This is a genomic window from Massilia norwichensis (assembly GCF_024753245.1).
In the GTDB taxonomy this organism is placed as follows: domain Bacteria; phylum Pseudomonadota; class Gammaproteobacteria; order Burkholderiales; family Burkholderiaceae_D; genus Telluria; species Telluria norwichensis.
In genome coordinates this window covers 15,516-39,196 of sequence record NZ_JANUGX010000013.1, presented here as the reverse complement: position 1 = coordinate 39,196, position 23,681 = coordinate 15,516, and the positions used below count along the sequence as shown (strand labels likewise).

The following is a 23,681-nucleotide window of genomic DNA, read 5'->3' as shown; positions in this document are numbered from 1 at the left end:
GTGTACAACGTTGCCGTGGTGGATGCCACGGTTTCTGCAAGGGGCCGCATGCTAGAATTTGTGGTTTCAGGCATGCCGCCTACCGGCGCCGGCCGATCCAGGCACAACGACAGTGAAAGAAATTGTTTTGAACTCAAACGATACGACGCTACGCGTCCCGTCTCGCCTCATTATCGCATCGCGCGAGAGCCGTCTGGCCATGTGGCAGGCCACGCACGTGCGCGACCGCCTCGCCGCATTATATCCGCATTGCCAAATCGACATTCTCGGCATGACGACGCGCGGCGACCAGATCCTCGACCGCACCCTGTCCAAGGTCGGCGGCAAGGGCCTGTTCGTGAAGGAGCTCGAGGTGGCCATGCATGAAGGCCGCGCCGACCTGGCCGTGCACTCGCTGAAGGACGTGCCGATGGAACTGCCGGACGGCTTCGGGCTGGCCGCCGTGCTCGAGCGCGAAGACCCGCGCGACGCCTTCGTCTCGAACGACTTCGACAGCCTGGCCGCGTTGCCGGCCGGCAGCGTGGTCGGCACCAGCAGCCTGCGCCGCCAGGCCCTGATCGCGGCGCGCTACCCGCATCTGGTGATCAAGCCGCTGCGCGGCAACCTCGATACCCGGCTCGGAAAACTCGACCGTGGCGAATATGCCGCGATCATCCTCGCCGCCGCCGGCCTCAAGCGCCTGGGCATGGCGCACCGCATCCGTGCCTGTCTGGAAACGGACGAGAGCCTGCCGGCCGCCGGCCAGGGCGCGATGGCGATCGAGATCGTCGCAGGCAGCCGTCCCGACGGCGTCGACCTGCGCGCGCTGCTGGCGCCGCTGAACGACGAAGCCACCGCCCGCGCCGTCGCCGCCGAGCGCAAGGTCTCGCGCGTGTTCGGCGCCAGCTGCCAGATCCCGCTGGCGGCCCACGCGGTCGTCGCCGGCGGCGAGATGCACCTGCGCGCCATCGTGGCCACGCCGGATGGCCGCCGCAGCGCCTTCGCCGAAAGCAGCGGCCCGGCCGACGATCCCGAAAGCCTGGGCCAGCAAGTCTCGAACCGCCTGCGCGAACAGGACGCCGACGCCATCCTGGCCGAGTGCAAGGCCGAGTCGGCCGCACCCTGATGGCCGGCGCGGTCGTCATCACCCGACCCCGGCAGCAGGCCGAGCCGCTGGCGCGCGCCGTGGCCGCCCTCGGCCGCGAGTCGGTGCTGCTGCCGCTGCTGGACATCTCGCCGCTGCCGGACGCGGGCCAGGCGGTGCTGCGCCGCGTGCTGGCCGACCTGGCCGCGTATGCGCTGGTGGTGTTTGTGTCGCCGAACGCGATCGATGCCGCCTTTGCCCACATCGAGGCTTGGCCGGCGGGCGTCGACATCGGCGTGGTCGGCGAGGGCAGCCGCGCCGCGCTCGCCAGGCACGGGGTGGCGGATGGGCGCGTGCGCATCCATTGCCCGAACGACCCGGCCTTCAGCGATTCCGAACACCTGCTGCAGGCGCTGGACCTGGCGCGCCTGGCCGGCCGCCGCGTGCTGGTGGTGCGCGGGGAGGGCGGGCGCGAGCTGCTGCCGGACGCCCTGCGCGGCGCCGGCGCCCTGGTGGAGACGGTCAGCAGCTACCGCCGCGCGGTCCCCGGCCTGAGCCCGGAGCTGGCGGCGCAACTGGCCGGCTTGCTGGCCCGGCCGAACGACTGGATAATCACGAGCTCGGAAGCGCTGCGCGGCCTGGTGTCCCTGGTCGAGCGGCTCGAACCCATCGAATTGCAGCATCAACTGCGGCAGCAGCGCCTGATCGTCCCGCACGCGCGCATCCATGACACGGCGCGCGCACTCGGCTTTGGCCGCCTGGTCCTCACCGGCTCCGGCGACGAGCGTCTTCTTGCCGCGTTACAATCACAAGCATGAACGAATTGCCCAACAATCCCGACCCATCGAGCAAGGGCGGCCAGATGGTCCCGCCGGAGGCCTATGCGGCGTCCGCGCCGGCCGAACCGCGCGTGCCGGAAATGACCCGCGTCGGCGGGCTGCTGAACAAGCCGCAGAATGTGGCCATCATCGTGCTGGCCGTGCTGCTGGCGCTGCAGACCTGGTCGACCCACAGCCGCTTCAACCGCCTGCGCGAAGACGTCGCCAGGACCCTGCAGAAGGACAACGCCTCGAACGCCGAGACCGCCCAGCTGGTCCGCGAGACCCAGGAAACCGCCAAGGAGCTGCAGGTCAAGGTCGGCGTGCTGGAAAGCCGCCAGACCGAGTCGCAGAGCCAGCAGGCCGCGCTCGAGCAGATGTACCAGGACATCTCGAAGAACCGCGACGAATGGGCGCTGTCCGAGATCGAGCAGGTGCTGTCGACCGCCAGCCAGCAGCTGCAGCTGGCCGGCAACGTGCAGGGCGCGCTGATCGCGCTGGCCAACGCCGACCGCTCGCTGTCGCGCTCCGACAAGCCGCAATTCATCACGATCCGCCGCGCCATCGCGCGCGACATCGACAAGCTGAAGGCGCTGCCCCAGGTCGACCAGGCCGGCATCGCGCTGCGCCTCGATAACGTGATCGGCCAGATCGACAACCTGCCGCTGCTGGCCGACGAGAAGCCGGCCGAGCCGAGCGCGCCGAGCCGCGTGAATCCGCCGGCCAAGGCCGCCAAGGGCGCTGCGGCTGCGGCCGTGCCGGAACAGGAGATGTCGCTGGGCCGCCGCATGGTCGAGACCTGGCGCAACTGGAGCCACGAGATGTGGGACGACATGCGCCAGCTGATCCGCGTGCGCACCGTCGACCGGCCGGAAGCGCTGATGCTGTCGCCGGGCGAAGCCTATTTCGTGCGCGAGAACCTGAAGCTGCGCCTGCTGAACGCGCGCCTGGCCCTGTTGTCGCGCAACGAAGGCACCTTCCGCGACGATATCGGCAGCGCCCAGCAGACGCTGGCCCGCTATTTCGACACCAAGGCGCGCTCGACCCAGTCGGTGCAGGGCCTGCTGCGCCAGGTACAGGCCAACAACGTCACCATCGAGGTGCCGGATCTGTCGGAAAGCCTGAACGCCGTGCGCAACTACAAATCGAAACCATGAGGAGCTGACGGATGCGCCTGCTTCTCTGGTTAGTCGCCCTGATGGCGGCCGCGATCGGCATCGCCGTGACCGCCCGTTTCAACCCCGGCAACGTGGTGTTCTTCTACCCGCCGCACCGGATCGACCTGTCGTTGAACCTGTTCGTGGTGCTCACCGCGATCCTGTTCCTGGCCGTGTACGTGCTGGCGCGGGCGGTGCGCGCGACCCTCGACATGCCGGCGCGCGTGGCCGAGTACCGTCTGCGCAAGCGCGAGCGCGAAGCCAACCGCGGCCTGCGCGAGGCGCTGAAAGCCCTGTTCGAAGGCCGCTTCGGCCATGCCGAGAAGGCCGCCAAGCGCGCCGCCGAGCTGCCCGACAATGCTGGCCTGGCGGCCCTGATCGGCGCCCGTGCCGCGCACCGCATGCGCGAACCGGCACGGCGCGACGCCTGGCTGGCCGGGGTCCTGCACGACGGCTCGCTCAAGACCGCGCGCCTGATGACGGTGACCGAACTGCTGGTCGACGAGCACAAGCCGGAAGGCGCGCTGGAAGCGGTGGCCGAGCTGAACGCCAGCGGCCAGCGCCACATCCACGCGCTGCAATGGGCGATGAAGGCCAACCAGCAGGCCCGCAACTGGCCCGAGGTGCTGCGCCTGGTGCGCATCCTGGACAAGCGCAACGCCCTGCATCCGGCCCTGTCCGGCCGCCTGCGCGAGATGGCCTACGAGGCGCTGCTGGGCGAGGGCGGCCACGATGCCGAAAGCCTGCGCCGCATGTGGTCCTCGATGCCGAACGCCGACCGTTGCAAGCCCTATATTGCGGCGCGCGCCGCCGCCGCCTTCAACGCCCGTGGCTTGCACGACGAAGCCCGCGTGATCGTCGAAAACGCGCTGGCCTTGGAGTGGGACGAGCGCGTGGTGCGCGCCTACCGCGAGGCTGCCGGTCCGGAGGGCTCGGCCACGCTGCTGGCCCAGATCGAGAAATGCGAAGGCTGGCTGCGCGAGCACCCGGGCGACGCCGAACTGGCCCTGACCCTGGGCGCGCTGTGCCTGCGCCAGAAGCTGTGGGGCAAGGCCCAGCGCTATCTGGAACAGGCGCTGCTTGACGCGACCAATCCGGAGCATGTGCGCGAAGCCCATTTGAAGCTGGCCCAGCTGCACGAAGCCCTGGGCCAGGAAGAAGAGGCGAACCGCCACTTCCGCCAGTGCGCGCTGGCCACCGTTCTGTAAAGGAACACGGGCTTGTGCGGCGCACAAGTCCAGGCCGATTCGCTATAATGGCCCCCTTTATTATTCTTACAGCAACCCAAGCAACCAAGGACAAGCCATGAGCCTGAACAACGTCAACGCCGGCCGCGACGTGCCGAACGATTTCAACGTCGTCATCGAGATCCCGATGAATGGCGATCCGGTCAAATACGAAGTGGACAAGGAATCCGGCGCGATCTTCGTCGACCGCTTCATGGGCACCGCCATGCACTACCCGTGCAACTACGGCTACGTCCCGAACACCATCGCCGACGACGGCGACCCGTGCGACGTGCTGGTCATTACCCCGTTCCCGCTGATCCCGGGCGTGGTGGTGCGTTGCCGCGCACTGGGCGTGCTGCAGATGACCGACGAAGCCGGCGGCGACGCCAAGATCCTGGCCGTGCCGGTCGAGAAGCTGGCGCCGGTGTACGCCAACATCAAGTCGCATGAAGACGTGCCGGAACTGACCCGCAACCAGATCCAGCACTTCTTCGAGCACTACAAGGACCTGGAAAAGGGCAAGTGGGTCAAGGTCGAGGGCTGGGCCGGCGTCGACGCCGCCAAGGAAGAGATCGTCAACGGCGTGAAGGCCTACGAGGGCCAGGCGAAGTAATCGCCGCGCATTGCGACCATGAAGAAGGGCCGGCACCCGCGAGGGGCCGGCCCTTTTGCTTTGTTTACCCGGTTTGGATTACCAACCGATATCCTGCAGCAGCGGATAGGTCAGGTCGCGCGGCGGCGTCACCTCGTGCGTCAGGTCGTCGTTGATGGACGGCTCCATCAGCTGGTTCGGCTTGGCTTCGGTGGTGTAGTGCGAGACGGTCGAGCCCGGCGAGTAGATGGTCGGCGTGTACATCAGGATCCGGCCTTGCGGGTCGGTGCCGGCCAGGCGGTTGGCGTTCACCCCCAGGCTGGCCACCACGCCCGACTGGGTGCGCGAACGGCGCTGCAGGCTGGCCTTCAGCGTGGCCCCAGCGGCCTGGGTCACCCGCACCGAGGGGATGGTGATGCTCGGATCGTTGCCGCTCATGCCGGCCACATCGCCCGGCTGGTTGTCCGCCACCACCATGCCGATCGCGCCGGCGGTCTGCACGTTGCGGGCCTTGGTGACGAAATCGCAGGTGCCGCGGTCGACCAGCGCGATGTTGCCGCGCACCGCCAGTGCGTTGAGGGCGTTCAGCGGATCGCAGGCCAGGCCGGTGCCATTGGCCTGGTCGACCACCGGCATCAACTGACCGCGCACCGGCGGATTCGCCAGCGGCGGGCCGAAGGAGGCATCGCCGACCTCGTAGTCGCCGCCGGCGGTACCGGCCGCCGCACCCGAGATGTTGAGGTTCGACATCGGGTCCAGCACCTGCGGCACGGCAGCGGTCACGCGCGGGCCGTTCCAGGACAGGCCGCGCCAGGTCATGGCCGACTGGGCGCGCTCGGCCGGCGTGCTCTCGACCCAGGTGCGGCGGGTAGCGTTGTTCAGCAGGTAGTAGTCCCAGATCGAGGGGATGCCGAGGATTTCCTCGCCGGTCTCGTCGTCGGTGAAGGTCTGGAAGCCCAGGCCGTGCGCGAATTCGTGCAGCAGCACGGTGACGAGGTCGACCTGATCGCCGAAGTTGCGGTCCAGGCCGAGGTAGAAACCGTTGCCCGGCAGGCAGTCGGGGAACAGGCCCAGGCGCGAATTGAAGCGCGCGATGATGTGCGGCTCACCCGGGGTCGAGACGTCCTCGCCGGCCAGCTTGCTGGCCAGGGCGCTCGGATACCAGGTGTTGGCGCGCGGCGCGTTCGGGAAGTCGCTCCAGATCTCGTTGGCGCCTGCCGAACCGAGCACGGCGCTGGTGGCGGTGCAGGACAGCGGCACGAAGGACGCGCCGATCCGGATCGGCACGCTGCTGGTCAGGGTGGCGCCCCAGATGTCGGCCGCGCGCTGGAAGGCGTACAGGCGCTGCTGGCCGAGCGTGGTGCCGGGATTGCCGCCGACCGGGCCCGCCGGGGTCGGATCGTTGAAGCCCACGCCCGGCTCGTTCTGGTTGACGATCACGATGGTGGCGGCAGCGTGCGCGGTGGTCATGGCGCCGACCGCCAGCGCCAGGGCGCAGGCGATGGTGGCGACGACGCCGGCCGCCGCCTGCTGCAGGCGCGGATGGCCGGGCTTTGCTTGATCAGCGGGCTTCATGGCGGTGCTCCTCTTGCTGGGCGTTGTCGGTGTGCAGGGCGTGCCGGGTGGCGTCTTCGCCCTGTACGCATTGGCTGGACAGCTTGCCGTCCTCGCCGCGCGTGACCACGTCGTAGACCAGGGTCTTCTCGCCCAGGCGCACGCCGTGGGCACCGTGGCGTCCGGTCAAGGCCTTGGGCTGCTGCGGCGGGTTGCCGGCGACTGCGGCCGCCGGGCGCGGGGCCTTGGCGCGCAGCTCGCGCAATTCCTGCGGCGTCGGCGCGCGCATCTTGCCGGTGGCCGGATCGCGCACCACCACCATGCCTTCCTGGCCGGATTGGCTTTCGCTCGTTTGTGCCCTGGCGTGCATGCTCATCGTGGCCAGCACGCAGAGCGCGGCCAGCATGCTCAGGGTCATCATCTTCTGTTTCGACATGGCATCCTCCGTTCAGGCTTGCGGTTTGCGGCGGCGCAGGCCGAGCAGGCCGAGACCCACGCCCAGCATCGCCCAGGTGGACGGCTCCGGCACCGCCGTCACGACATTGACCGTGTCCAGGCCCACATAATTCAATGTGTCGGCGGGACCGAAGTAGTGGAAGGCAAAGCGGCCGCTGCCGTTGGCCGTGACCGTAGCGCTGAACTGTTCCCACTCGGCCGGGTAGTTGCCGCTGCCGCCGATGGTGCCGACGCTGGTGAAGCCGCTGAGGTCGGTGCCGGAACCGGTGGAAAACAGCACTTCGAGCCGGTCGTTGAAGCCGGCTTCGCCGGCGCGGCGGGTGTAGAAGCTCAGCACCGATTCGCCGTTCAGGCTCAGTTCCGGCGTGATCAGCCAGTTGTCGACCGTGCCGCTGCCGTTGGCGGCGCTGAGGAAGTTGACGGCGACATAGGAATCGGCGGCGCCGGACTGGGCCGGGAACAGGCCGGCATTGCCCTGGAACCAGCCGTCGCCGGGCGGCACGCTGTTGTTGACCTGGGCCCATCCGCTCAGGGCACCGACGTTGTCGAATCCTTCGTTGAGTACTTCGACGCCCTGGGCCTGGGCGGCCTGGGTGCCGAGTGCGGCTAGCGAAAACGCGGCTGCCGCAAACAAGCTATTAACGGGTTTCATGGAAAGCCCTTTCTTGGAAGCCAGTAGGATGGTGAATCGCTCGCGCTGGCTGGTCGACGAGGCCATGCTGAGCTCATCATATGATCGAGATGACAACGGTCATTGATCTTTAGCTAAGGCGCGGGCTGGACTTTAGGCCGTCTGAAAGGTACTGCCGTGCTGGCGGTTTGGGCGCTTGAGGCAGGCCCGGGAGGATCGTCGTTCCCGCGTAGGCGGGAACCCAAGTTGATCACGCCAGAACTTGGGTCCCCGCCTGCGCGGGGACGACGGTTATTGCCGCGGGGACGACGGTTATTGCCGCGGGAAAGACGGTTATTGCGGCGGGAACGACGTCATTTGCGGCGGAAGCGCAGCTTGCCGACGATGCCGATCGGGAAGAAGTAGATCGAGAGGATGAACAGCACGCCCAGCCACAGCATCCAGCGGTCCGGATGCAGGGCCGCGGCCAGCATCGGCAGGTCGGCCAATGCTTCCGAGGCCTGGCCCATCAGGCTCTTGAGATAGTTCTGCGCCAGGATGAACAGGGCGGCGCCGATCACCGCGCCATACATCGTGCCCATGCCGCCGATCACCACGATCAGCAGGATGTCGGTCATCACCTCGAAGCCGAGCGAGGTCTTGGGGCCGACGTAGCGCAGCCACAGGGCCATCAGCGCGCCGGCCAGCGCCGCCACCACGGCCGCCAGCACGTTGGCCCAGATGCGGTAGACCACGGTGCGGTAGCCCAGCGCCTCGGCGCGGAACTCGTTCTCGCGGATCGCCTGCAGCACTCGGCCGAAGGGAGAGTTGACCAGGCGCAGCAGGAACAGGAACAGCAGCAGGCAGCCGAAGAACACGATGTAATAGGTGATCAGCTTGCCGTCCACCGCACGCCCGAACACCTCGTTTTCCATCAGCGTGAAGCCCGGCGACAGCAGTTCGGGCACGCTGAAGGTGCGGCCGTCCTCGCCGCCGGTGAAATCCGACAGCTGCGAGGCCAGCACCGTGAACGAGGACGCCACGGCAAGGGTGATCATGGCGTAGAAGATGGCGCGCACGCGCAGCGCGAACAGGCCGATCACGAAGGCCAGCGCAATCGTCAGCAGCAGGGCCAGGCCAAGGCCGGTGAAGACGATGCCCCAGGTCGGCTCTTCGACGCTGGCCAGGGCGATGCCGATGCCGTAGGCGCCGATCCCGTAGAACATCGTGTGGGCGAAGGAGACGATGCCGGTATAGCCCAGCAGCAGGTCGTAGGACGCCACCAGCACGATGTAGACGCAGATGGTGGCGGCGGTGTTCAGCGGCCGCGCGCCGGCGAACAGGAATGGCACCAGCAGCAGGCCGAGCAGCACCACGAGCAGCAGCACCGTCAGCGCGCGGCTGCGCGGCAGATCGCCGGAAAGAAGTTTGATCAGCATGCTCAGCCTCGCGATGTCGAATACAGGCCGGCCGGACGCCACAGCAGGATGGCGATCATCAACACGATGTTCGACACCAGGTTCAGCTTGGGCGCCAGGAAGCCGGCATAGTTGTGCAGCAGCGCCATCAAGAGGGCGCCGATGAAGCAGCCGCCCACCGAACCCAGCCCGCCGATGATGACGACGATGAAGACCATGATCATGACTTCGCTGCCCATGCTGGCGACCAGCGTCTCCTTGTACAGGCCCCACATCACGCCGCCCAGGCCGGCCAGCGCGGAACCGGCCGCGAACACGCCGACGAACAGGCGGCGGATGCGGTAGCCCATGGCTTCGACCATCTCGCCGTTCTCGACGCCGGCCCGGATCAGGAGGCCGATCTTGGTGCGGTTCAGGGTCAGGAACATCGCCGCGAACACGACCAGTCCGACGACGACCGCCAGCAGGCCGTACTTCTCGATCGCGGCCTCGCCGATGAAGATGGCGCCGCGCAACGAGGACGGCAGCGGCAGCGGAATCTGCTCGGCGCCCCAGATCACGTTGATCAGCTGTTCGGACACGATCATGCCGCCCATCGTGATCAGGATCTGTTTTAAATGCTGGCCATAGACCGGCATGATGACGATGCGCTCGAAGGCCCAGCCGATCAGCGCCGTGACCAGCATCGCCACCAGCACGGCCAGCCCGAGCACGCCGAGGTTGGCCGCCAGCGAGTCGGCTTCGAGCCAGTTGCGCATCGGCAGCAGCACCAGCGTGGCGCTGAAGGCGCCGACCGAGACGAAGGCGCCATGCCCGAAGTTCAGCACGCTCATCAGGCCGAACACCAGGGTCAGGCCGCTGGCCATGATGAAGATCATCATGCCCATGGCGAGGCCGGCGACGGTCAGGGTGACCCAGGTCGGCAGCGAGACGAAGGGCAGCACCGCCAGCGCCAGGGCCGGCACCAGCAGCAGCGGGGCGAGGTCGCGTTTCGCGGCCGGCAGGGCGGCATCGGCCTGCGGCTTGGACCCGCTGATGGGGAGAGTAGCGCTCATTGGTGGGAATCCAGGGAAAGGCCCAGCAGGCGTTGCTGCAGGGCGTCGTCGCCTACCAGGTCGTGCATCAGGCCGGCATGGGCGACGCGGCCGTCGTCCATCACGCCGACCGTATCGCCCAGGGTCTTGACGAAATTGAAGTTCTGCTCGACCAGCAGGATGGTGGTGTTGGTGTCCTTCAGCTCGCGGAAGGCCATCATCAGGCTCTGCACGATGGCGGGCGCCAGGCCCTTGGTCGGCTCGTCGACCAGCAGCAGCTTGCGAGGCTCGACGATCGCGCGGGCGATCGCCACCATCTGCTTCTGGCCGCCCGAGAGATTGCCGGCCGGGTAGTGCCAGAATTTCTTCAGCGCCGGGAAGAAGCCGCAGATCCAGTCGACGCGCGCCTCATCCAGTGGGCCGTTGCGCGCCGCCAGGTAGAGGTTCTCGCGCACCGTCAGTTCCGAGAACACGGCCATGCTCTCCGGGACATAGGCGATGCCGGCGCGCGCGATGTCGGGCGTGGCCAGCTTCGTGATGTCGCGGCCGTCGAATACGATGCTGCCGCTGCTGGCCTTCCACAAGCCCATGATGGTGCGCAGGGTCGTGGTCTTGCCGGCGCCGTTACGGCCCAGCAGGACCGCCAGGCCGCCGCGCGGCACCACCAGATCGACGCCCTGCAGGATGTGGTACTGGCCGATGTGGGTGTGCACGCCGGACAGGGTCAGGATCGGCTCACCTGTCAGCTCAGACATGTTCGGGAGTTCCAAGATAGGCTTCCTGTACGATTTTCGATTGCATGACTTCGCGCGGCTCGCCGTCCGCGACCAGGGTGCCGTTGTGCAGCACGATGATGCGGTCGGCCAGCGAGCGCACCACGTCCATCTTGTGCTCGACCAGCAGCACGGTCTTGTTGCGCTCCGCCTTCACCTGGTGGATCAGGTCGAGCACCACCGGCACCTCGTCCACGCTCATGCCGGCCGTGGGTTCGTCGAACATCAGGATCTCGGGCTCCAGCGCCAGCAGGATCGCGACTTCGAGCTTGCGCTGGTCGCCATGCGGCAGCGTGCCGACCATGACGTCGCGTTTGGCGATCATCGAGACCCGCTCCAGGTAATGCTCGGCGCGTTCGATGACGGCCTTGTGCCCGAACCACACCGAGAACATGTTCAGGCCGATGCCGGCGCGGCTCTGCACCGCCAGGCGCACGTTCTCCAGCACGCTCAGGTGCGGGAACAGGTTCGTCAACTGGAACGCGCGCCCCACGCCCAGGCGCGTGCGGTGCGCGGGACCGAGCTTGGTCACGTCGCGGCCCGCCAGGTGCACGCTGCCGGAAGTCGCCGCCAACTGCCCCGACACCAGATTGAAATAGGTGGTCTTGCCGGCCCCGTTGGGACCGACGATCACGGTCAGGGTGCCGGGATAGAAGTCGGCCGTCACGGCGTTCACCGCGACGTGGCCGCCGAAGCGGATCGTCAGGTCGCGGGTCGAGAGGGAGGCCTGCTGCGCTGCGGCGTTCATGTCAGCGCTTGTTCCGCACCGGCAGCGGCAGTTCCGAGGCCGGGATCTCGCGCACCAGTTCCAGGATGTCCCATTCGTTCTTCTGGTCCTTCTTGATGCGGAAGTGGTACATCGGCTGCAGGGCCTGGTGGTCTTCCTTGCGGAAGCTCATCGTGCCTTTCGGGGTCTCGAAGGACATGCCTTCCATCGCCGCCGCCAGCTGGTCGCCGTTCGCATTCGGCACCTTGGTCAGCGCCGCCACCACGGCGCCGGCCGCCGCCATGCCGCCTGCGGTGAACATGTCCGGCGGTGCCTTGAAGCGTTTGGTGTGCTCCGCCACCAGCCAGTCGTTCATCTTGTTCTTCGGGAAGCCGTAGTAATAGAAGATCGTGCCTTCGGTGCCGGCGTAGGCCTTCCAGGTCTTCATCACCGGCAGGATGTTGCCGCCCGGGGCCAGGGCGATGCCGTAGCGCTCCGGCTTCATGTCGGCGATCTTGTTCAGCGGATTCGGACCGGCCCACACGATCTGCAGCACGCGCGGCTGCGGCTTGTCCTTCAGGGCGTCGAAGATGCGCTGGGTGGGCGCGGTGAAGTCGGTGGAGGCGGCCGGCGCGTATTCCTCGTGCACCACCCTGGCCTTGGAGCCGGTGGCGGCCAGCGCTTCCTTGCCGGCCTTGATGGCGTCGCGCCCGAAGGCATAGTCCTGGGCCAGGAAGGCCACGCTGCCGCTCTTGAAGGTCGAGGCGGCGGCCAGCGCGTCCTGCATCGAGCTGCGCGCGGTGCGGAAGATGTACTTGTTCCACTTGGCGCCGGTGATCTCGTCGGCCACGGCCGGCTCGACGATCAGCACCTTCTTGTATTCCTTCGCCACCGGCAGCATCGCCAGCGCCGAGCCGGACGAGGTCGTGCCGACCGCGATGTCGACCTTGTCGTCGCCGTAGGCTTCGGCCAGCAGGGTGCGCCCGAGGTCGGGCTTGCCCTGGTCGTCCTTGACGATCACCTTGATCTTGCGGCCATTGATTTCCATCTTCCCGCCGGTCAGGTATTCGAGGCCCATCATGAAGCCGGTCTCGGTTTCCTTGGCGTAGGCTTCCAGGGCGCCGGTCTTGCCGGCGATGAGGGCGACCTTCAGGTCGGGCGCCGATGCGGCAAATGCGGCGCTGCTGCTGCCGGCGGTGGCGATGAAGGCCGCCAGCAGGGCGGTAGGAATAGGCTTGATGATCTTCATGTGGTCTCCTCGTTTTCTCTTGCTGTGTTCTGTTCAGGGGACGGTCGCCAGGAACTGCGCGATCGCCTCCAGTGCGGCGGGTTCGGTCAGCATCGGCGCATGGCCGACATTCGGCACCTCGACGTACTGCATGCCGGGCGCGGCGCGGCGCATCCAGTCGGCCTGGCGCGCTTCCAGCAGGTCGGACAGCGCGCCGCGCACCAGCAGCACCGGGCGCTTCTTCGCCAGCCGGCGGAAGGCCATCCGAGCCGCCAGCGACGTCGGACGGAGTTTACCGGTTTGCATGCCGACGGCAATGTTCGGATCATAGCGCGGCGCCAGCCGGCCGCCCTCGATCTGCTCGAAGGCGCGGCGCGCCCACTTGCCCCACTCGGCGTCGGAGTTGTCGGGGAAGGCGCACGCGTTGATGTCCTTGATGAAGCCGGCGGCGTCTTCCCAACTGCCCAGCGCGACCGCCTTGCCGGCATAACCGGCGATGCGCGCCAGGCCCTTTTCGGACAGCACCGGGCCGATGTCGTTGAGGACCGCGGCGGCGACCATGTCGCTGTGCTGGGCCGCCAGCGTCATCGTGATCAGGCCCCCCATCGAGGTGCCGATGAAGACGGCGCGCGCGATGCCCAGTTCGTGCATCAGCTTGACCACGTCGGCGGCATACACGACCGGGTTGTAGTTTTCGTGCCGGGGGTCGCGCTGCGACTGTCCGCGTCCGCGCACGTCGACCGCCAGCACGCGCCGCGACAGGGCCGCGATCAGGGGCGCCAGTTCGTCGAAGTCGGCCGAGTTGCGGGTCAGGCCGTGGATGCAGATCACGGGCAGGCGCGCCGGCCCCGAGCTGGCGGGGTAGTCGCGCGCATACAGGCGAAGACCGTCATCGCTCGTGAAGCTGATTTCTGTGTAGGTGGACATTGGACCCCGATATCTCTTGAAAAGAGGGCGTCCCGCGGGACGCCCCTGTGGCCGTCTTGCGGGGCGGATCAGAACTTCACGTTGACGGTGCCGCGCACGGTGCGCGGGTCGCCGTAGAACGCGGTGACGGTGTTGAAGAAGCCGGAGAAGTTGTAGCCGGCGGTCTTGTAGCGCTTGTCCGTCAGGTTGCGGCCGTGCAGGCCGACCTGGATCTTGCGGTCGGCGCTGGTCCAGACCAGGCCCGCATCCCACAGCGCAAAGCCGTCCTGGGCCAGGGCCAGGTTGCCGGGGATGGTCGCATCCAGGCTGGCGACGCCGGTGGCGCGGGCGATCTCGGTCTGGTACACCTTGCTCTTGTACGAGACGCTGTTCGACAGGCTGAAGGAACCGGAGCGGCCCATCACCGTCATCGGCCATTCGTAGTTGACGGCGATGTTGGCCGAGTTGCGCGGGGTATTCTGGAACTCGGTGCTGCCGGCGATGTTTACCAGCGCCGCGCCGTTCGCCACCATCCACTCGTTGTACTTGGCGTCGATGTAGCTGTACATCGCGTTCACGCTGAGCTGGTTGGTGACGTAGGCGACCGCCTCCAGTTCCAGGCCCTTGATCTTGGCCTTGCCGGCGTTGGTCAGGCTGCCGGCGAAGCCGTTCACGTTGCCGCTGGCATCAAACGTCGGGATCGAGCCCGGGATCTGCACGTTCTTGTAGTCGGTGTAGAAGACCGCGGCGTTGGTCTGCAGGCGGCCGCCGTTCATCGACGACTTCAGACCCAGTTCGACGCTGCTGACTTCTTCCGGCGCCACGCCGGCGCGCTTGGCCAGCGACACCACCGAGGTCGGGCCGCCGGTGGCGGACAGGTCCATGCGCGGATCGAACATGCCGCCCTTGAAGCCCTTCGACCAGGTGGTGTACACGTTGTGCTCGGGGCTCAGCTTGTAGCCGAAGCCGAGCTTCGGCGTGAACTTCTTGTCGGTGCGGTGCAGGTCGTCCTTGCCGAGGTTGGTGTTGGCGGCGCCGAACTGGACGGCGGCGGCGTTGCCCAGGCGCGGCGAGCTGTTCAGGCCGAGGTAGGTGGCCTTGAAGATCTCGGCGCGGCGCTCGTCCTCGGTGTAGCGGCCGCCCACCGTGACGCTGAAGGCATCGGTCAGGCTGTAGCTGGCGTCGGCGTAGACGGCCCAGGTCTTGGAATCGATGTCGTCGTGGGTCAGCAGCGAGAGGCCGCCGGCGGCGTTGTACAGCACGTCGAAGTCGTTGTACGCATTGGTCTTCATGTAGAACAGGCCGGCCACGCCCTGTACCTTCTGGCCGGTATAGGTCAGCTGGAATTCCTGGCTGGTCTGGTTGTCCTTGTAGAAGGACGGCGCTTCCCACAGCGGCACTTCGAGCGAATCGAAGTCGATCGGCGCATACGACTTCGATTTGCGGTAGGCGGTGATCGACTTCACCGACAGGGTCGGGTCGATGGTGTATTCGGCCAGCAGCGAGCTGCCTTCGGTGGTGACCTTCTGGTCGTGGCCCAGCACCGTGTACAGGTTGGCGCGGGTGTCGTAGGTGCCGGGTGCCGGCTGGATGCTGGCCGGGGCCGGGCCGGCGGTCAGGCGCTGGCCCTGGCGCGCTTCGGAATCGTCGACGGTCTTGTCGGTGGCGAGGCGGATGAACAGGTCCGGGGTCGGGGTCAGCTCGAGGCTGACGCGGCCGGCCATCACGTCCTTGTTGTAGTTCTGGCGGCCGTTGAGGATGTTGCGGCCGAAGCCGTCGCGGTTGAAGGTGCCGACGGTGGCGCCGATGCGCAGGATATCCGAAATCGGCATGCTGCCCTTGAGCACCAGGTCCTTCTCGCCGTAGTTGCCGATGGTGACTTTGGCGTCCAGGGTCGGCTTGGGCGCCAGCTTGCGGGTCACGTACTTGACCGCGCCGCCGATGGTATTGCGGCCGTACAGCGTGCCTTGCGGGCCGCGCAGCACTTCGATGCGTTCGAGGTCGTAGATGTCGGTCAGCGCGCCTTGCGGGCGGGCCAGGTAGACGTCGTCCAGGTAGATGCCGACGCCCTGCTCGTAGCCGGCCACCGGGTCCTGCTGGCCGATGCCGCGGATGAAGGCGGTCAGCGTGGTGTTGGTGCCGCGCGAGGCTTTCAGGGTGGTGTTCGGGACGGTGTCGGTGAGGGCGGTGATGTCGGGGATCGCGCTCTTTTCCAGCTCGGCGCCGGAGATCGCGGTGACGGCGCCCGGCACGTCCTGGATCAGCTCGGCGCGGCGGCGCGCGGTCACGACTACCTGGTTGATGTTGTCGGACGCGGAGGCCGCGGCCGGTGCGGTGGCGGGCGCAGCGGCGGCAGCGCCGTTGTCCGCACCTTCCTGGGCATGGGCTATCCCGATGGCCCCACCGTAGATCGCCAGCAGCACGGCGGTGGAGATGGCGGAACGGTTCAGCAGCATTTTCTTTTCGGTAAGACGCATCGTATGTCTCCTAATAATTTTTAATAGCAGCATGCGTTCAGGTTTTCGCACGCTGCAGAGTTTGCATCGCTCAAACTTGGTTGAATAGATAACAACGCGCTCATAGGGTGTGCAAAAATGCACAGGAACTCGGCCGTGTCGTGCGTCGGTGTGCCGGAGAAGCGTGGTTTTCACTCTGTGTGTGGCGGCTTTGTGCGTGAACCCTGGAAACTTCTGGCGGCTGCATGTTCACTGGTGCACAATCATTGTTGTTGATATCAGACAATCACCATATGAATAGCCTGCCTGAGTGGACCGACCTGCGTTTCTTCCTCGAACTGGCGCGCGCCGGCACCTTGTCGGGCGCCTCGCGCCGGCTGGAAGTCGAGCACACGACCGTGGCGCGGCGCATCGACCGCCTGGAAGCCCAGCTCGGCACGACCCTGTTCGACCGCTCGCGCGAGGGCTACGAGCTGACGGAAATGGGCCACGCGCTGCTGCCGCATGCGGAAGCGATGGAAGGCGCCTCGCTGGCCGCGCTCGAACAACTGGGCGGCACCGAAGTCGGCGCCCAGGGCGTGGTGCGGCTCGGCGTGCCGGACGTGTTCGGGGTGCGGGTGGTGGCGCCGCTGCTGGTCAAGCTGCTCGATACCCATCCGGACTTGTCGATCGAGATGCTGTCGCTGGCACGCTTCGCCAACCTGGCCAACCGCGAGGCCGACCTGGGCGTGATGCTGGACCCGCCCGCCACCGGCCGCTACGTCGTCACGCGCCTGGCCTCCTTCCGCTTCTACCTGTACGGTTCGCCGGACTACCTGGCGCGCCATCCGCCGATCCGCAGCCACGCCGACCTCGAACGCCACGACTTCGTCGACTACGTGCAGGACCGCCTGGCCAGCCGCGAGCTATCCTACCTGAACGAACTCGGCTTCACGCCGCGCCGGCGTTTCTGCTCGCTCGGCATGGGTGCCCAGGTCGAGGCGGTGGCGCTGGGCATGGGCCTGATGATGGCGCCGCCGTACGCGATTCCCGACGACGGCCGCCTGGTGCCGGTGCTGCCGGGCTTCTACGCCGAGCGCTCGTTCTGGCTGGCCGCGCCGACCGACCTGTACCGCCTGCGGCGGGTGAAAGTGGTGTGGGAACTGTTGCGCGACCTGGCTGACAACAATCCGTCGCTGTGGTGGGAAAAGGGCGATATGGGGCGGGCGGCGTGAGCGTGCTGGTGCATCCCAAGAAGTGATAGTATGCCGGGCTAATTTTTAATGATGAATTGGGCATGAATGAAACAGTGCATTATCTGTCGTAAGTTCAAGGAAGCGTTTTCAGATGAACATGTGATTCCGGATGCGCTGGGTGGGTACTATCACATCTATTCCGTTTGCACTCAGTGTAATTCCCGGATGGGCTCGACTGTCGATGTCAAGCTTGTTAATCACAAGTTTTCCGAGTTTCAGCGATTTACCCTGGGCTTAAAAGGAAAATCGAAAAAACTGCCAAATCCGTTCATTGGGATTCACCGGATAGATGGCGAAGAAAGCCGCAGGGTGCAACTCCGCATAGATGGCGACGGCAAACTTGTGCCGTATGTCGTTCCGACTGTGGAGTACGAAAAACTCGATGATGGGACCAGGGTCAGCATCTGTGTCGATGCCAGCGATAAGAATAAGCTGAGCGGCATCCTGGATGGCGTGGCGAAAAAATTGAAGGTGCCACTTGAGCAGTTGAAGTTGCCAGAGCAGGCGGTAAGGTCAATCGCCCGCCCAAATATTCAAGGCGGCTTCTCCATCGATCTGTTTGAATTTAAGATCGGATTGCTAAAAATAGCTTATGAATTTGCTGTCGATACTATTCCTGAATACTTTCATGACGACGCAGCGGTGGAAATCGCTGAGATACTCTTTCACGCAGACCACAGCCGTGTAGAGAAGTATGTAAATATTGGTAGCGGTTTCGAGAGAAACTTGTTTTCTTCATTAGAAAAGTATCTGGATATCGCAAAAAAGAAGCATTTTTTAGTGCTTTGTAGTCATCGAGCAGGCGGCCTAAGCTGTTTGATGCACCTGCACCAACTATTTGCGGTTGGCGTAAGCTTGTCTAAGAAAATGTATCCAGATCATCTTTTCGTCGTAGGGGTCAACGATATCGAAAAAAAATCTTTTCGAAAGATCTTTGGTGAAGAATTAAGTCGAGAAGTTTATGGTGTGCCGTTCTTACGTTTTCAATATTATTTTGAAAATGAAGCTGCCCTCATGAGGTTCCAAGAGCTTCAAATGAGCGAGCACTTCGAAGTTATTCAAGTGAAAGGTGAGATTCCTGTTTTCGATAAGTCTGGTAACGCATTGGAGACGACGCTTAACGAGAAAATGAACGCTGTCGCACCTCTTGCAAAATCCGAATTCCTGAGTGAAAAAGAATTTATTTGTACTTATAATTTTGCTGAGGATGTCTTTGTAAAAGTCAATCCGGGCGGAGAATTAGTTCAAGTTACGGCCGTGCGCGAGGAGTATGTAAACGTAAGTAAAATCTAAAGTTTTAGAATTCTACAAACGTTTATTCCAAGCGCTGGCCAGTAATTCAATCTTTATCCTTCGGCAGAATACTACTAAACACCTGCCGCGCCACCCCAGCCAGCATCGACCCTTCCTTCGGATCGCCCTTGACGATCGCGCTCATGAAGGACTTGGCCTGATCCAGCGTGATGTGCGAGGGCAGGGGCGGCACTTCCGGATCGGTCCTGAATTCCAGCACCACCGGGCGGTCCGAGGCAAAGGCTTCGCGCCAGGCGGTGGCGACTTCCGAGCCGCTGTCGCAATAGATCCCCTTCAAGCCGATCAGCTCCGCGAACTTGTGATAGGGCACGTCCGGAATCTGCTGGGTGGCCTCGAACTTCGGATTGCCCTCCATGACGCGCTGTTCCCAGGTCACCTGGTTCAGGTCCTGGTTGTTGAAGACGCAGACGATCCAGCGCGGATCCTTCCACAAACGCCAATACTTGGCCACCGTGATCAGCTCGGCCATGTTATTCATCTGCATGGCGCCGTCGCCGACCAGCGCGATCACGGGCCGGTCCGGGTGCGCGAACTTGGCGGCGATCGCATACGGCACCGCCGCGCCCATCGAGGCCAGGCCGCCGGACAGCGAATACATCTGCCCGCGCTGCACGCGCAGGTCGCGCGCGAACCAGTTGGCGCAGGAGCCGGAGTCGCTGGTGACGATGGCGTCCGGCGGCAACTGCGGCGACAGTTCCCAGGTCACGCGCTGCGGATTGACCGGATTTGCCGGCTGCAGGGCGCGGTTTTCGAGCAGCTTCCAGGAATCCTGCACCTGGCTTTCGACGTGGCGCCGCCAGTCGCCGGTCTTCTGTTCCAGCAGCGGCAGCAGCAGGCGCAGGGTTTCGGCGCTGTCGCCGTGCAGGTTGACTTCGGCCGGGTAGCGCAGGCCGAGCATGGTCGGGTCGATGTCGATCTGGACCGCGCGCGCTTTTCCCTCTTCGGGCAGGAACTCGGCGTAGGGGAAGCCGGTGCCGACCATCAGCAGCGTGTCGCAGTGGTTCATCATGTCCCAGCTGGCCTTGGTGCCGAGGATGCCGATCGAGCCCGTGACCCAGGGCAGGTCGTCGGGCAGGGCGGCCTTGCCCAGCAGAGCCTTTGCGGCGCCGGCCTGCAGGCGGTCGGCCACGGCGATGACCTCGTCGGTGGCGTGCAGCGCGCCGGCGCCGACCAGGATCGCCACCTTCTTGCCGGCGTTGAGGACCTCGGCCGCGCGCCGCAGGTCGGCCTCCTGCGGCACGATGCGCGGCTTGCCGTAGCCGACGCCGGAGAACACCGAGCCGTGCTTGCGCGGCGGGTCCTCATACGGCTTTTCTTGCAGGTCGTTGGGCAGCACCAGCACGCCGATGCCGTTGCGTCCGAGGATGGTGCGCATCGCGCGGTCGAGCAGGTGCCGCACCTGCGAGGGCACGGCCGCTTCGTGCACGTAATCGGCCACGTCCTGGAACAGGCGGTCGAGGTTGACTTCCTGCTGGTAGTGGGCGCCGCGCGCAGTCTGCGCGGACTGGCCGCAGATCGCCAGCACCGGCATGTGGTCCAGCTTGGCGTCGTAGAGGCCGGTCACCAGGTGGGCCGCGCCCGGTCCGCCGGTCGACAGGCAGACCCCGGGCTGGCCGGTGAACTTGGCGTGGGCCGAGGCCATGAAGGCCGCCATCTCTTCGTGCCGCACCTGGATGAATTCGATCTTGTGCTTGGCGCGGTCGAGCGCGCCGAGCACGCCGTTGATGCCGTCGCCGGGGTAGCCGAAGATGGTGCGCACCCCCCATTCGTACAGGCGTTCGACGAAGAAATCACCGACGGTCTTGCTCATGCTGTTCTCCCGGTCTGCGTTCAAGGCGTGGGAAAAGCTTAGCATCGTGCGGCAAACGGCCGCGTTCCGTTAGCTCCCCTTGAACGGATTGCGCTCGTTCAGCTCATCGATATAGTCGTCGATGCCGCCGCTTTCCCGCTGCAGGAAGGTCTCCACCGCATTCGAGAACGAAGGATGCGCCAGCCAGTGCGCCGACCAGGTCCGGGTCGGCAGGAAGCCGCGCGCCATCTTGTGCTCGCCCTGGGCGCCGCCTTCGAACACCTGGATCTTCTGCTCGATGCAGAATTCCAGCGGCTGGTAGTAGGCGGTCTCGAAGTGCAGGCAGGGCACGTGCTCGAGCGCGCCCCAGTAGCGGCCATACAAAGTGGTCTCGTCATGCACGACCAGCGAAGCGGCGATCGGTTCGCCGTTCCGTTCGGCGATCACCAGCAGCAGATTGGCCGGCATCTCGCGCCCGATGCGGCGGAAGAAGTCCAGGTTCAGGTAGGGTTTCGAGTAATGCTCGGCATAGGTATGGCGATAGCAGCGCGTGAAGAAGCGCCAGTCGTCGTCCGTCGCATCGATGCCGCGCACGCGGCGCATCGTCACGCCGGCTTCAAGCACCTTGCGGCGCTCTGCGCGGATGTTCTTGCGTTTCTTCTGCTCCAGCGTGGACAAGAACTCGTCGAAGGAAGCGTAGCCGGCGTTCATCCAGTGGAACTGCACGCCGCTGCGCAGCAGGTAGCCCGCTTCGCCGAGCTGGCGCGCCTGCTCGTCGGGCGGGAACAGGATGTGGGTCGAAGAAACGTCGCTCGCCTGCTGGGTTCCTTGCAATACCTCGATCAGCGCGGCACGCGCGCGCGCATCGACGGCCAGCAGGCGCGAGCCGGTCACCGGCGTGAACGGAATGGCGCTCAGCAGCTTGGGGTAGTAATCGAGGCCGTTGCGCTGGTAGGCGTCGGCCCAGGCCCAGTCGAACACGTATTCGCCGTAGGAATGGCCTTTCACGTAGAGCGGCAGGGCGGCGACCAGCTGCTCCCCATCACCTGCGTCGTCGTAGAGGACGATGAACTGCGGCTGCCAGCCGGTCTCCGGCGTGGCGCTGCCGGATTCGTGCAGCGCGTGCAGGAAGGCATACGAGAGGAAAGGGTTGGCGTTGTCCTGCCTGGCGACCAGTCCGTCCCAGGCCGTTTGACCGATCTCGGACAGAGAGGAAGCGATATGCGTGCGATAATTCAAGATGACTTCCGAATAATGAAAAGCTGAACATGGATAAGCGATTCTTCAACCTGTACTCGCACGATTTCGCGCGGGTGGCGGTGGGCAGCCCGCGCTGCCGCGTGGCCGACCCGGCCTTCAACGTCCAGGAAACGCTCAAGCTGGCGCGGCAAGCCGCGCAGCAGGGCGCCGTGCTCGCCGCCTTTCCGGAACTGGGCCTCTCGGCCTACAGTTGCGACGACCTGTTTCACCAGCGCGCGCTGCTCGAAGCCGTGCTCGACGGCCTGGCGCAGATCGTCGAGGCTTCGCGCGAGCTGCCGCTGGCGATAGTCGTCGGCGCGCCGCTGCGCGTGAACCATGTGCTGTTCAATTGCGCGGTGGTGGTGGCCGGCGGCCGCATCCTGGGCGTGGTGCCGAAGTCCTACCTGCCCAATTATGGCGAATTTTACGAAAGCCGGCAGTTCAGTGCGGCGGACAACGCGGCCGTCGACCGGATTACCCTGCTGGGCCAAGAGGTGAACTTCGGCCCGGAACAGATTTTCGAACTCGAGAATGTGCCGCTGTTCCGTTTCCACGTCGAGATTTGCGAAGACGTCTGGGTGCCGGTGCCGCCGTCTTCGTTCGCGGCCCTGGCCGGCGCCACCGTGCTGGTCAATTTGTCGGCCTCGAACGTGGTGGTGGGCAAGAGCGGCTACCGGCACCAGCTGGTCAGCCAGCAGTCGGCGCGCTGCCTGGCGGCCTATCTGTACACCTCGGCCGGCCTGGGCGAATCGACCACCGACATGTCCTGGGACGGGCAGTCGCTGATCTACGAAAAGGGCGACCTGCTGGCCCAGTCCGAGCGCTTCCTGCAGGACTCGCACCTGATCCTGGCGGATGTCGACCTCGAGCGCCTGTCGCTCGACCGTATGCACACGACCACCTTCGCGCAGTCGGTGCGCCGCCATGCCGACGAAGTGGCCAGCTTCCGCCACACGCGCTTCGCCCTCGAACTGCCGCTCGACAGAGACTTGCCGCTGCAGCGCACCATCGAGCGCTTCCCCTATGTGCCGGCGGACGGCAAACGGCGCGACGAGCGCTGCACCGAGGTCTACAACATCCAGGTCCAGGCCCTGCTGCAGCGCCTGCAATCTTCCGGCCACCAGAAGGTCGTGATCGGCATTTCGGGCGGCCTGGATTCGACCCATGCGCTGCTGGTCTGCGCCAAGGCCATGGACCGCCTCGGCCTGCCGCGCTCGAACATCCTGGCCTACACCATGCCGGGCTTCGCCACCAGCGAGCGCACGCTGCAGCAGGCCCGCCAGCTGATGGAAGTGGTCGGCTGCACGGCGCACGAGATCGACATCCGCCCCAGCTGTATCCAGATGCTGAAGGACCTCGGCCATCCCTACGCCGAGGGCAAGGAAGAATACGATGTCACCTTCGAGAACGTGCAGGCGGGCGAACGTACCAGCCACCTGTTCCGGCTGGCCAACCACCACCATGCGATCGTGATCGGCACCGGTGACCTGTCGGAGCTGGCGCTGGGCTGGTGCACCTACGGCGTCGGCGACCACATGTCGCACTACAACGTGAACGCCAGCGTGCCGAAGACCCTGATTTCGCACCTGGTGCGCTGGGTTGCCGATACCCACCAGATCGGCGACACGGGCTCCGACGTCCTGATCAAGGTACTCGAAACCGAGATCAGCCCCGAACTCGTGCCCGGCAAGACCGGCACGGGTAAAGAGGAGGGCAAGCCGGCCCAGGTGACCGAAGACTTCATCGGCCCCTATGAACTGCAGGACTTCAACCTCTACTACACGCTGCGCTACGGCTTCACGCCGGCCAAGGTCGCCTACCTGGCGTACTGCGCCTGGCACGACCGCAATGCCGGGCCCTGGCCCGAAGGCGGCAGCCCGGCCCGCAACGAATACGGCCTGGCCGCCATCAAGAAGAACCTGGGCATCTTCCTGTGGCGCTTCTTCAAGACCAGCCAGTTCAAGCGCTCCTGCGTGCCGAACGGGCCGAAGGTCGGCAATGGCGGTTCGCTGTCGCCGCGTGGCGACTGGCGCGCGCCGAGCGACTCGGAAGCGACCGTGTGGATGGCGCAGCTGTCCCGGATTCCAGATCAATAACAGAACCT

General features: G+C 65.5%; 20 protein-coding genes. 8 read left to right on the top strand and 12 right to left on the bottom strand.

From position 1 onward, the window contains the following. Nucleotides 1-127 precede the first annotated feature (127 nt). The 5 genes from hemC to ppa all read left to right on the top strand — a co-directional run bounded on the left by hemC (nucleotide 128) and on the right by ppa (nucleotide 4,880). Nucleotides 128-1,105 carry a hydroxymethylbilane synthase gene (hemC, locus tag NX782_RS12420; RefSeq protein ID WP_258845783.1) on the top strand — a complete coding sequence of 326 codons (978 nt, stop codon included), beginning with the start codon at nucleotides 128-130 and terminating at the stop codon, nucleotides 1,103-1,105. Next, complete coding sequence (locus NX782_RS12415; protein WP_258845872.1) at nucleotides 1,105-1,881, top strand: uroporphyrinogen-III synthase; 777 nt, start codon at nucleotides 1,105-1,107, stop codon at nucleotides 1,879-1,881. Before hemC ends, NX782_RS12415 begins: the two co-directional genes overlap by 1 nt. Then, nucleotides 1,878-3,038, top strand: coding sequence for a uroporphyrinogen-III C-methyltransferase (locus NX782_RS12410; protein WP_258845782.1), 1,161 nt, complete (start codon nucleotides 1,878-1,880; stop codon nucleotides 3,036-3,038). The genes NX782_RS12415 and NX782_RS12410 overlap by 4 nt, the downstream gene beginning before the upstream one ends. Nucleotides 3,039-3,049: 11 nt before the next feature. Further along, nucleotides 3,050-4,246, top strand: a complete 1,197-nt coding sequence (locus NX782_RS12405; protein ID WP_258845781.1) for a heme biosynthesis protein HemY — start codon at nucleotides 3,050-3,052, stop codon at nucleotides 4,244-4,246. A gap of 97 nt (nucleotides 4,247-4,343) precedes the next feature. Then, the gene (gene ppa / locus NX782_RS12400; protein WP_258845780.1) at nucleotides 4,344-4,880 is read left to right on the top strand and encodes an inorganic diphosphatase; all 537 of its coding nucleotides are present in this window, start codon (nucleotides 4,344-4,346) and stop codon (nucleotides 4,878-4,880) included. A gap of 78 nt (nucleotides 4,881-4,958) precedes the next feature. Here ppa and NX782_RS12395 read toward each other — a convergent pair whose 3' ends face one another. The 10 genes from NX782_RS12395 to NX782_RS12350 form a co-directional block, all read right to left on the bottom strand. Then, the gene (locus tag NX782_RS12395) at nucleotides 4,959-6,434 is read right to left on the bottom strand and encodes a PA domain-containing protein (RefSeq protein WP_308632936.1); all 1,476 of its coding nucleotides are present in this window, start codon (nucleotides 6,432-6,434) and stop codon (nucleotides 4,959-4,961) included. After that, nucleotides 6,421-6,849 (bottom strand): post-PEP-CTERM-1 domain-containing protein, encoded by a 429-nt coding sequence (locus NX782_RS12390; protein ID WP_258845779.1) that lies wholly within the window; start codon nucleotides 6,847-6,849, stop codon nucleotides 6,421-6,423. The genes NX782_RS12395 and NX782_RS12390 overlap by 14 nt, the downstream gene beginning before the upstream one ends. 12 nt (nucleotides 6,850-6,861) lie before the next feature. Beyond that, complete coding sequence (locus tag NX782_RS12385; RefSeq protein ID WP_258845778.1) at nucleotides 6,862-7,521, bottom strand: choice-of-anchor J family PEP-CTERM protein; 660 nt, start codon at nucleotides 7,519-7,521, stop codon at nucleotides 6,862-6,864. A gap of 332 nt (nucleotides 7,522-7,853) precedes the next feature. Then, a complete protein-coding gene (locus NX782_RS12380; protein WP_258845777.1) occupies nucleotides 7,854-8,918 on the bottom strand; it encodes a branched-chain amino acid ABC transporter permease in 1,065 nt (354 codons plus the stop codon). Between the two features lie 2 nt (nucleotides 8,919-8,920). After that, nucleotides 8,921-9,952 carry a branched-chain amino acid ABC transporter permease gene (locus tag NX782_RS12375; RefSeq protein WP_258845776.1) on the bottom strand — a complete coding sequence of 344 codons (1,032 nt, stop codon included), beginning with the start codon at nucleotides 9,950-9,952 and terminating at the stop codon, nucleotides 8,921-8,923. Beyond that, nucleotides 9,949-10,686 (bottom strand): ABC transporter ATP-binding protein, encoded by a 738-nt coding sequence (locus NX782_RS12370; protein ID WP_258845775.1) that lies wholly within the window; start codon nucleotides 10,684-10,686, stop codon nucleotides 9,949-9,951. Before NX782_RS12370 ends, NX782_RS12375 begins: the two co-directional genes overlap by 4 nt. Then, a complete protein-coding gene (locus tag NX782_RS12365; protein ID WP_258845774.1) occupies nucleotides 10,679-11,452 on the bottom strand; it encodes an ABC transporter ATP-binding protein in 774 nt (257 codons plus the stop codon). Before NX782_RS12365 ends, NX782_RS12370 begins: the two co-directional genes overlap by 8 nt. Nucleotide 11,453: 1 nt before the next feature. Beyond that, complete coding sequence (locus NX782_RS12360) at nucleotides 11,454-12,659, bottom strand: substrate-binding domain-containing protein (protein WP_258845773.1); 1,206 nt, start codon at nucleotides 12,657-12,659, stop codon at nucleotides 11,454-11,456. Nucleotides 12,660-12,692: 33 nt separating this feature from the next. Further along, on the bottom strand, nucleotides 12,693-13,565 hold the full coding sequence (locus NX782_RS12355; protein ID WP_258845772.1) for an alpha/beta fold hydrolase: 873 nt from the start codon (nucleotides 13,563-13,565) through the stop codon (nucleotides 12,693-12,695). 68 nt (nucleotides 13,566-13,633) lie between these two features. After that, nucleotides 13,634-16,021, bottom strand: a complete 2,388-nt coding sequence (locus tag NX782_RS12350; RefSeq protein ID WP_258845771.1) for a TonB-dependent receptor — start codon at nucleotides 16,019-16,021, stop codon at nucleotides 13,634-13,636. Between the two features lie 272 nt (nucleotides 16,022-16,293). Here NX782_RS12350 and NX782_RS12345 point away from each other — a divergent pair, with 272 nt between their 5' ends. Beyond that, nucleotides 16,294-17,214, top strand: coding sequence for a LysR family transcriptional regulator (locus NX782_RS12345; RefSeq protein WP_258845770.1), 921 nt, complete (start codon nucleotides 16,294-16,296; stop codon nucleotides 17,212-17,214). A gap of 66 nt (nucleotides 17,215-17,280) precedes the next feature. Continuing rightward, complete coding sequence (locus NX782_RS12340) at nucleotides 17,281-18,528, top strand: HNH endonuclease (RefSeq protein WP_258845769.1); 1,248 nt, start codon at nucleotides 17,281-17,283, stop codon at nucleotides 18,526-18,528. Nucleotides 18,529-18,574: 46 nt separating this feature from the next. On the opposite strand, the gene NX782_RS12335 is transcribed toward NX782_RS12340, so the two are convergent. Both NX782_RS12335 and NX782_RS12330 read right to left on the bottom strand, forming a co-directional pair. Beyond that, nucleotides 18,575-20,359 carry a thiamine pyrophosphate-requiring protein gene (locus tag NX782_RS12335; RefSeq protein WP_258845768.1) on the bottom strand — a complete coding sequence of 595 codons (1,785 nt, stop codon included), beginning with the start codon at nucleotides 20,357-20,359 and terminating at the stop codon, nucleotides 18,575-18,577. Nucleotides 20,360-20,428: 69 nt separating this feature from the next. Then, complete coding sequence (locus NX782_RS12330) at nucleotides 20,429-21,577, bottom strand: GNAT family N-acetyltransferase (protein ID WP_258845767.1); 1,149 nt, start codon at nucleotides 21,575-21,577, stop codon at nucleotides 20,429-20,431. Nucleotides 21,578-21,606: 29 nt separating this feature from the next. Here NX782_RS12330 and NX782_RS12325 point away from each other — a divergent pair, with 29 nt between their 5' ends. Further along, nucleotides 21,607-23,673, top strand: coding sequence for an NAD(+) synthase (locus NX782_RS12325; RefSeq protein WP_258845766.1), 2,067 nt, complete (start codon nucleotides 21,607-21,609; stop codon nucleotides 23,671-23,673). Nucleotides 23,674-23,681 lie beyond the last annotated feature (8 nt).

Excerpts from the sequence above, each read along its gene's own strand:
- NX782_RS12415 (WP_258845872.1), top strand. The coding sequence starts at position 1,105 with ATGGCCGGCGCGGTCGTCATCACCCGACCCCGGCAGCAGGCCGAGCCG.
- NX782_RS12410 (WP_258845782.1), top strand. The coding sequence starts at position 1,878 with ATGAACGAATTGCCCAACAATCCCGACCCATCGAGCAAGGGCGGCCAG.
- NX782_RS12405 (WP_258845781.1), top strand. The coding sequence starts at position 3,050 with ATGCGCCTGCTTCTCTGGTTAGTCGCCCTGATGGCGGCCGCGATCGGC.
- ppa (WP_258845780.1), top strand. The coding sequence starts at position 4,344 with ATGAGCCTGAACAACGTCAACGCCGGCCGCGACGTGCCGAACGATTTC.
- NX782_RS12395 (WP_308632936.1), bottom strand. The coding sequence starts at position 6,434 with ATGAAGCCCGCTGATCAAGCAAAGCCCGGCCATCCGCGCCTGCAGCAG.
- NX782_RS12390 (WP_258845779.1), bottom strand. The coding sequence starts at position 6,849 with ATGTCGAAACAGAAGATGATGACCCTGAGCATGCTGGCCGCGCTCTGC.
- NX782_RS12385 (WP_258845778.1), bottom strand. The coding sequence starts at position 7,521 with ATGAAACCCGTTAATAGCTTGTTTGCGGCAGCCGCGTTTTCGCTAGCC.
- NX782_RS12380 (WP_258845777.1), bottom strand. The coding sequence starts at position 8,918 with ATGCTGATCAAACTTCTTTCCGGCGATCTGCCGCGCAGCCGCGCGCTG.
- NX782_RS12375 (WP_258845776.1), bottom strand. The coding sequence starts at position 9,952 with ATGAGCGCTACTCTCCCCATCAGCGGGTCCAAGCCGCAGGCCGATGCC.
- NX782_RS12370 (WP_258845775.1), bottom strand. The coding sequence starts at position 10,686 with ATGTCTGAGCTGACAGGTGAGCCGATCCTGACCCTGTCCGGCGTGCAC.
- NX782_RS12365 (WP_258845774.1), bottom strand. The coding sequence starts at position 11,452 with ATGAACGCCGCAGCGCAGCAGGCCTCCCTCTCGACCCGCGACCTGACG.
- NX782_RS12360 (WP_258845773.1), bottom strand. The coding sequence starts at position 12,659 with ATGAAGATCATCAAGCCTATTCCTACCGCCCTGCTGGCGGCCTTCATC.
- NX782_RS12355 (WP_258845772.1), bottom strand. The coding sequence starts at position 13,565 with ATGTCCACCTACACAGAAATCAGCTTCACGAGCGATGACGGTCTTCGC.
- NX782_RS12350 (WP_258845771.1), bottom strand. The coding sequence starts at position 16,021 with ATGCGTCTTACCGAAAAGAAAATGCTGCTGAACCGTTCCGCCATCTCC.
- NX782_RS12345 (WP_258845770.1), top strand. The coding sequence starts at position 16,294 with ATGAATAGCCTGCCTGAGTGGACCGACCTGCGTTTCTTCCTCGAACTG.
- NX782_RS12340 (WP_258845769.1), top strand. The coding sequence starts at position 17,281 with ATGAAACAGTGCATTATCTGTCGTAAGTTCAAGGAAGCGTTTTCAGAT.
- NX782_RS12335 (WP_258845768.1), bottom strand. The coding sequence starts at position 20,359 with ATGAGCAAGACCGTCGGTGATTTCTTCGTCGAACGCCTGTACGAATGG.
- NX782_RS12325 (WP_258845766.1), top strand. The coding sequence starts at position 21,607 with ATGGATAAGCGATTCTTCAACCTGTACTCGCACGATTTCGCGCGGGTG.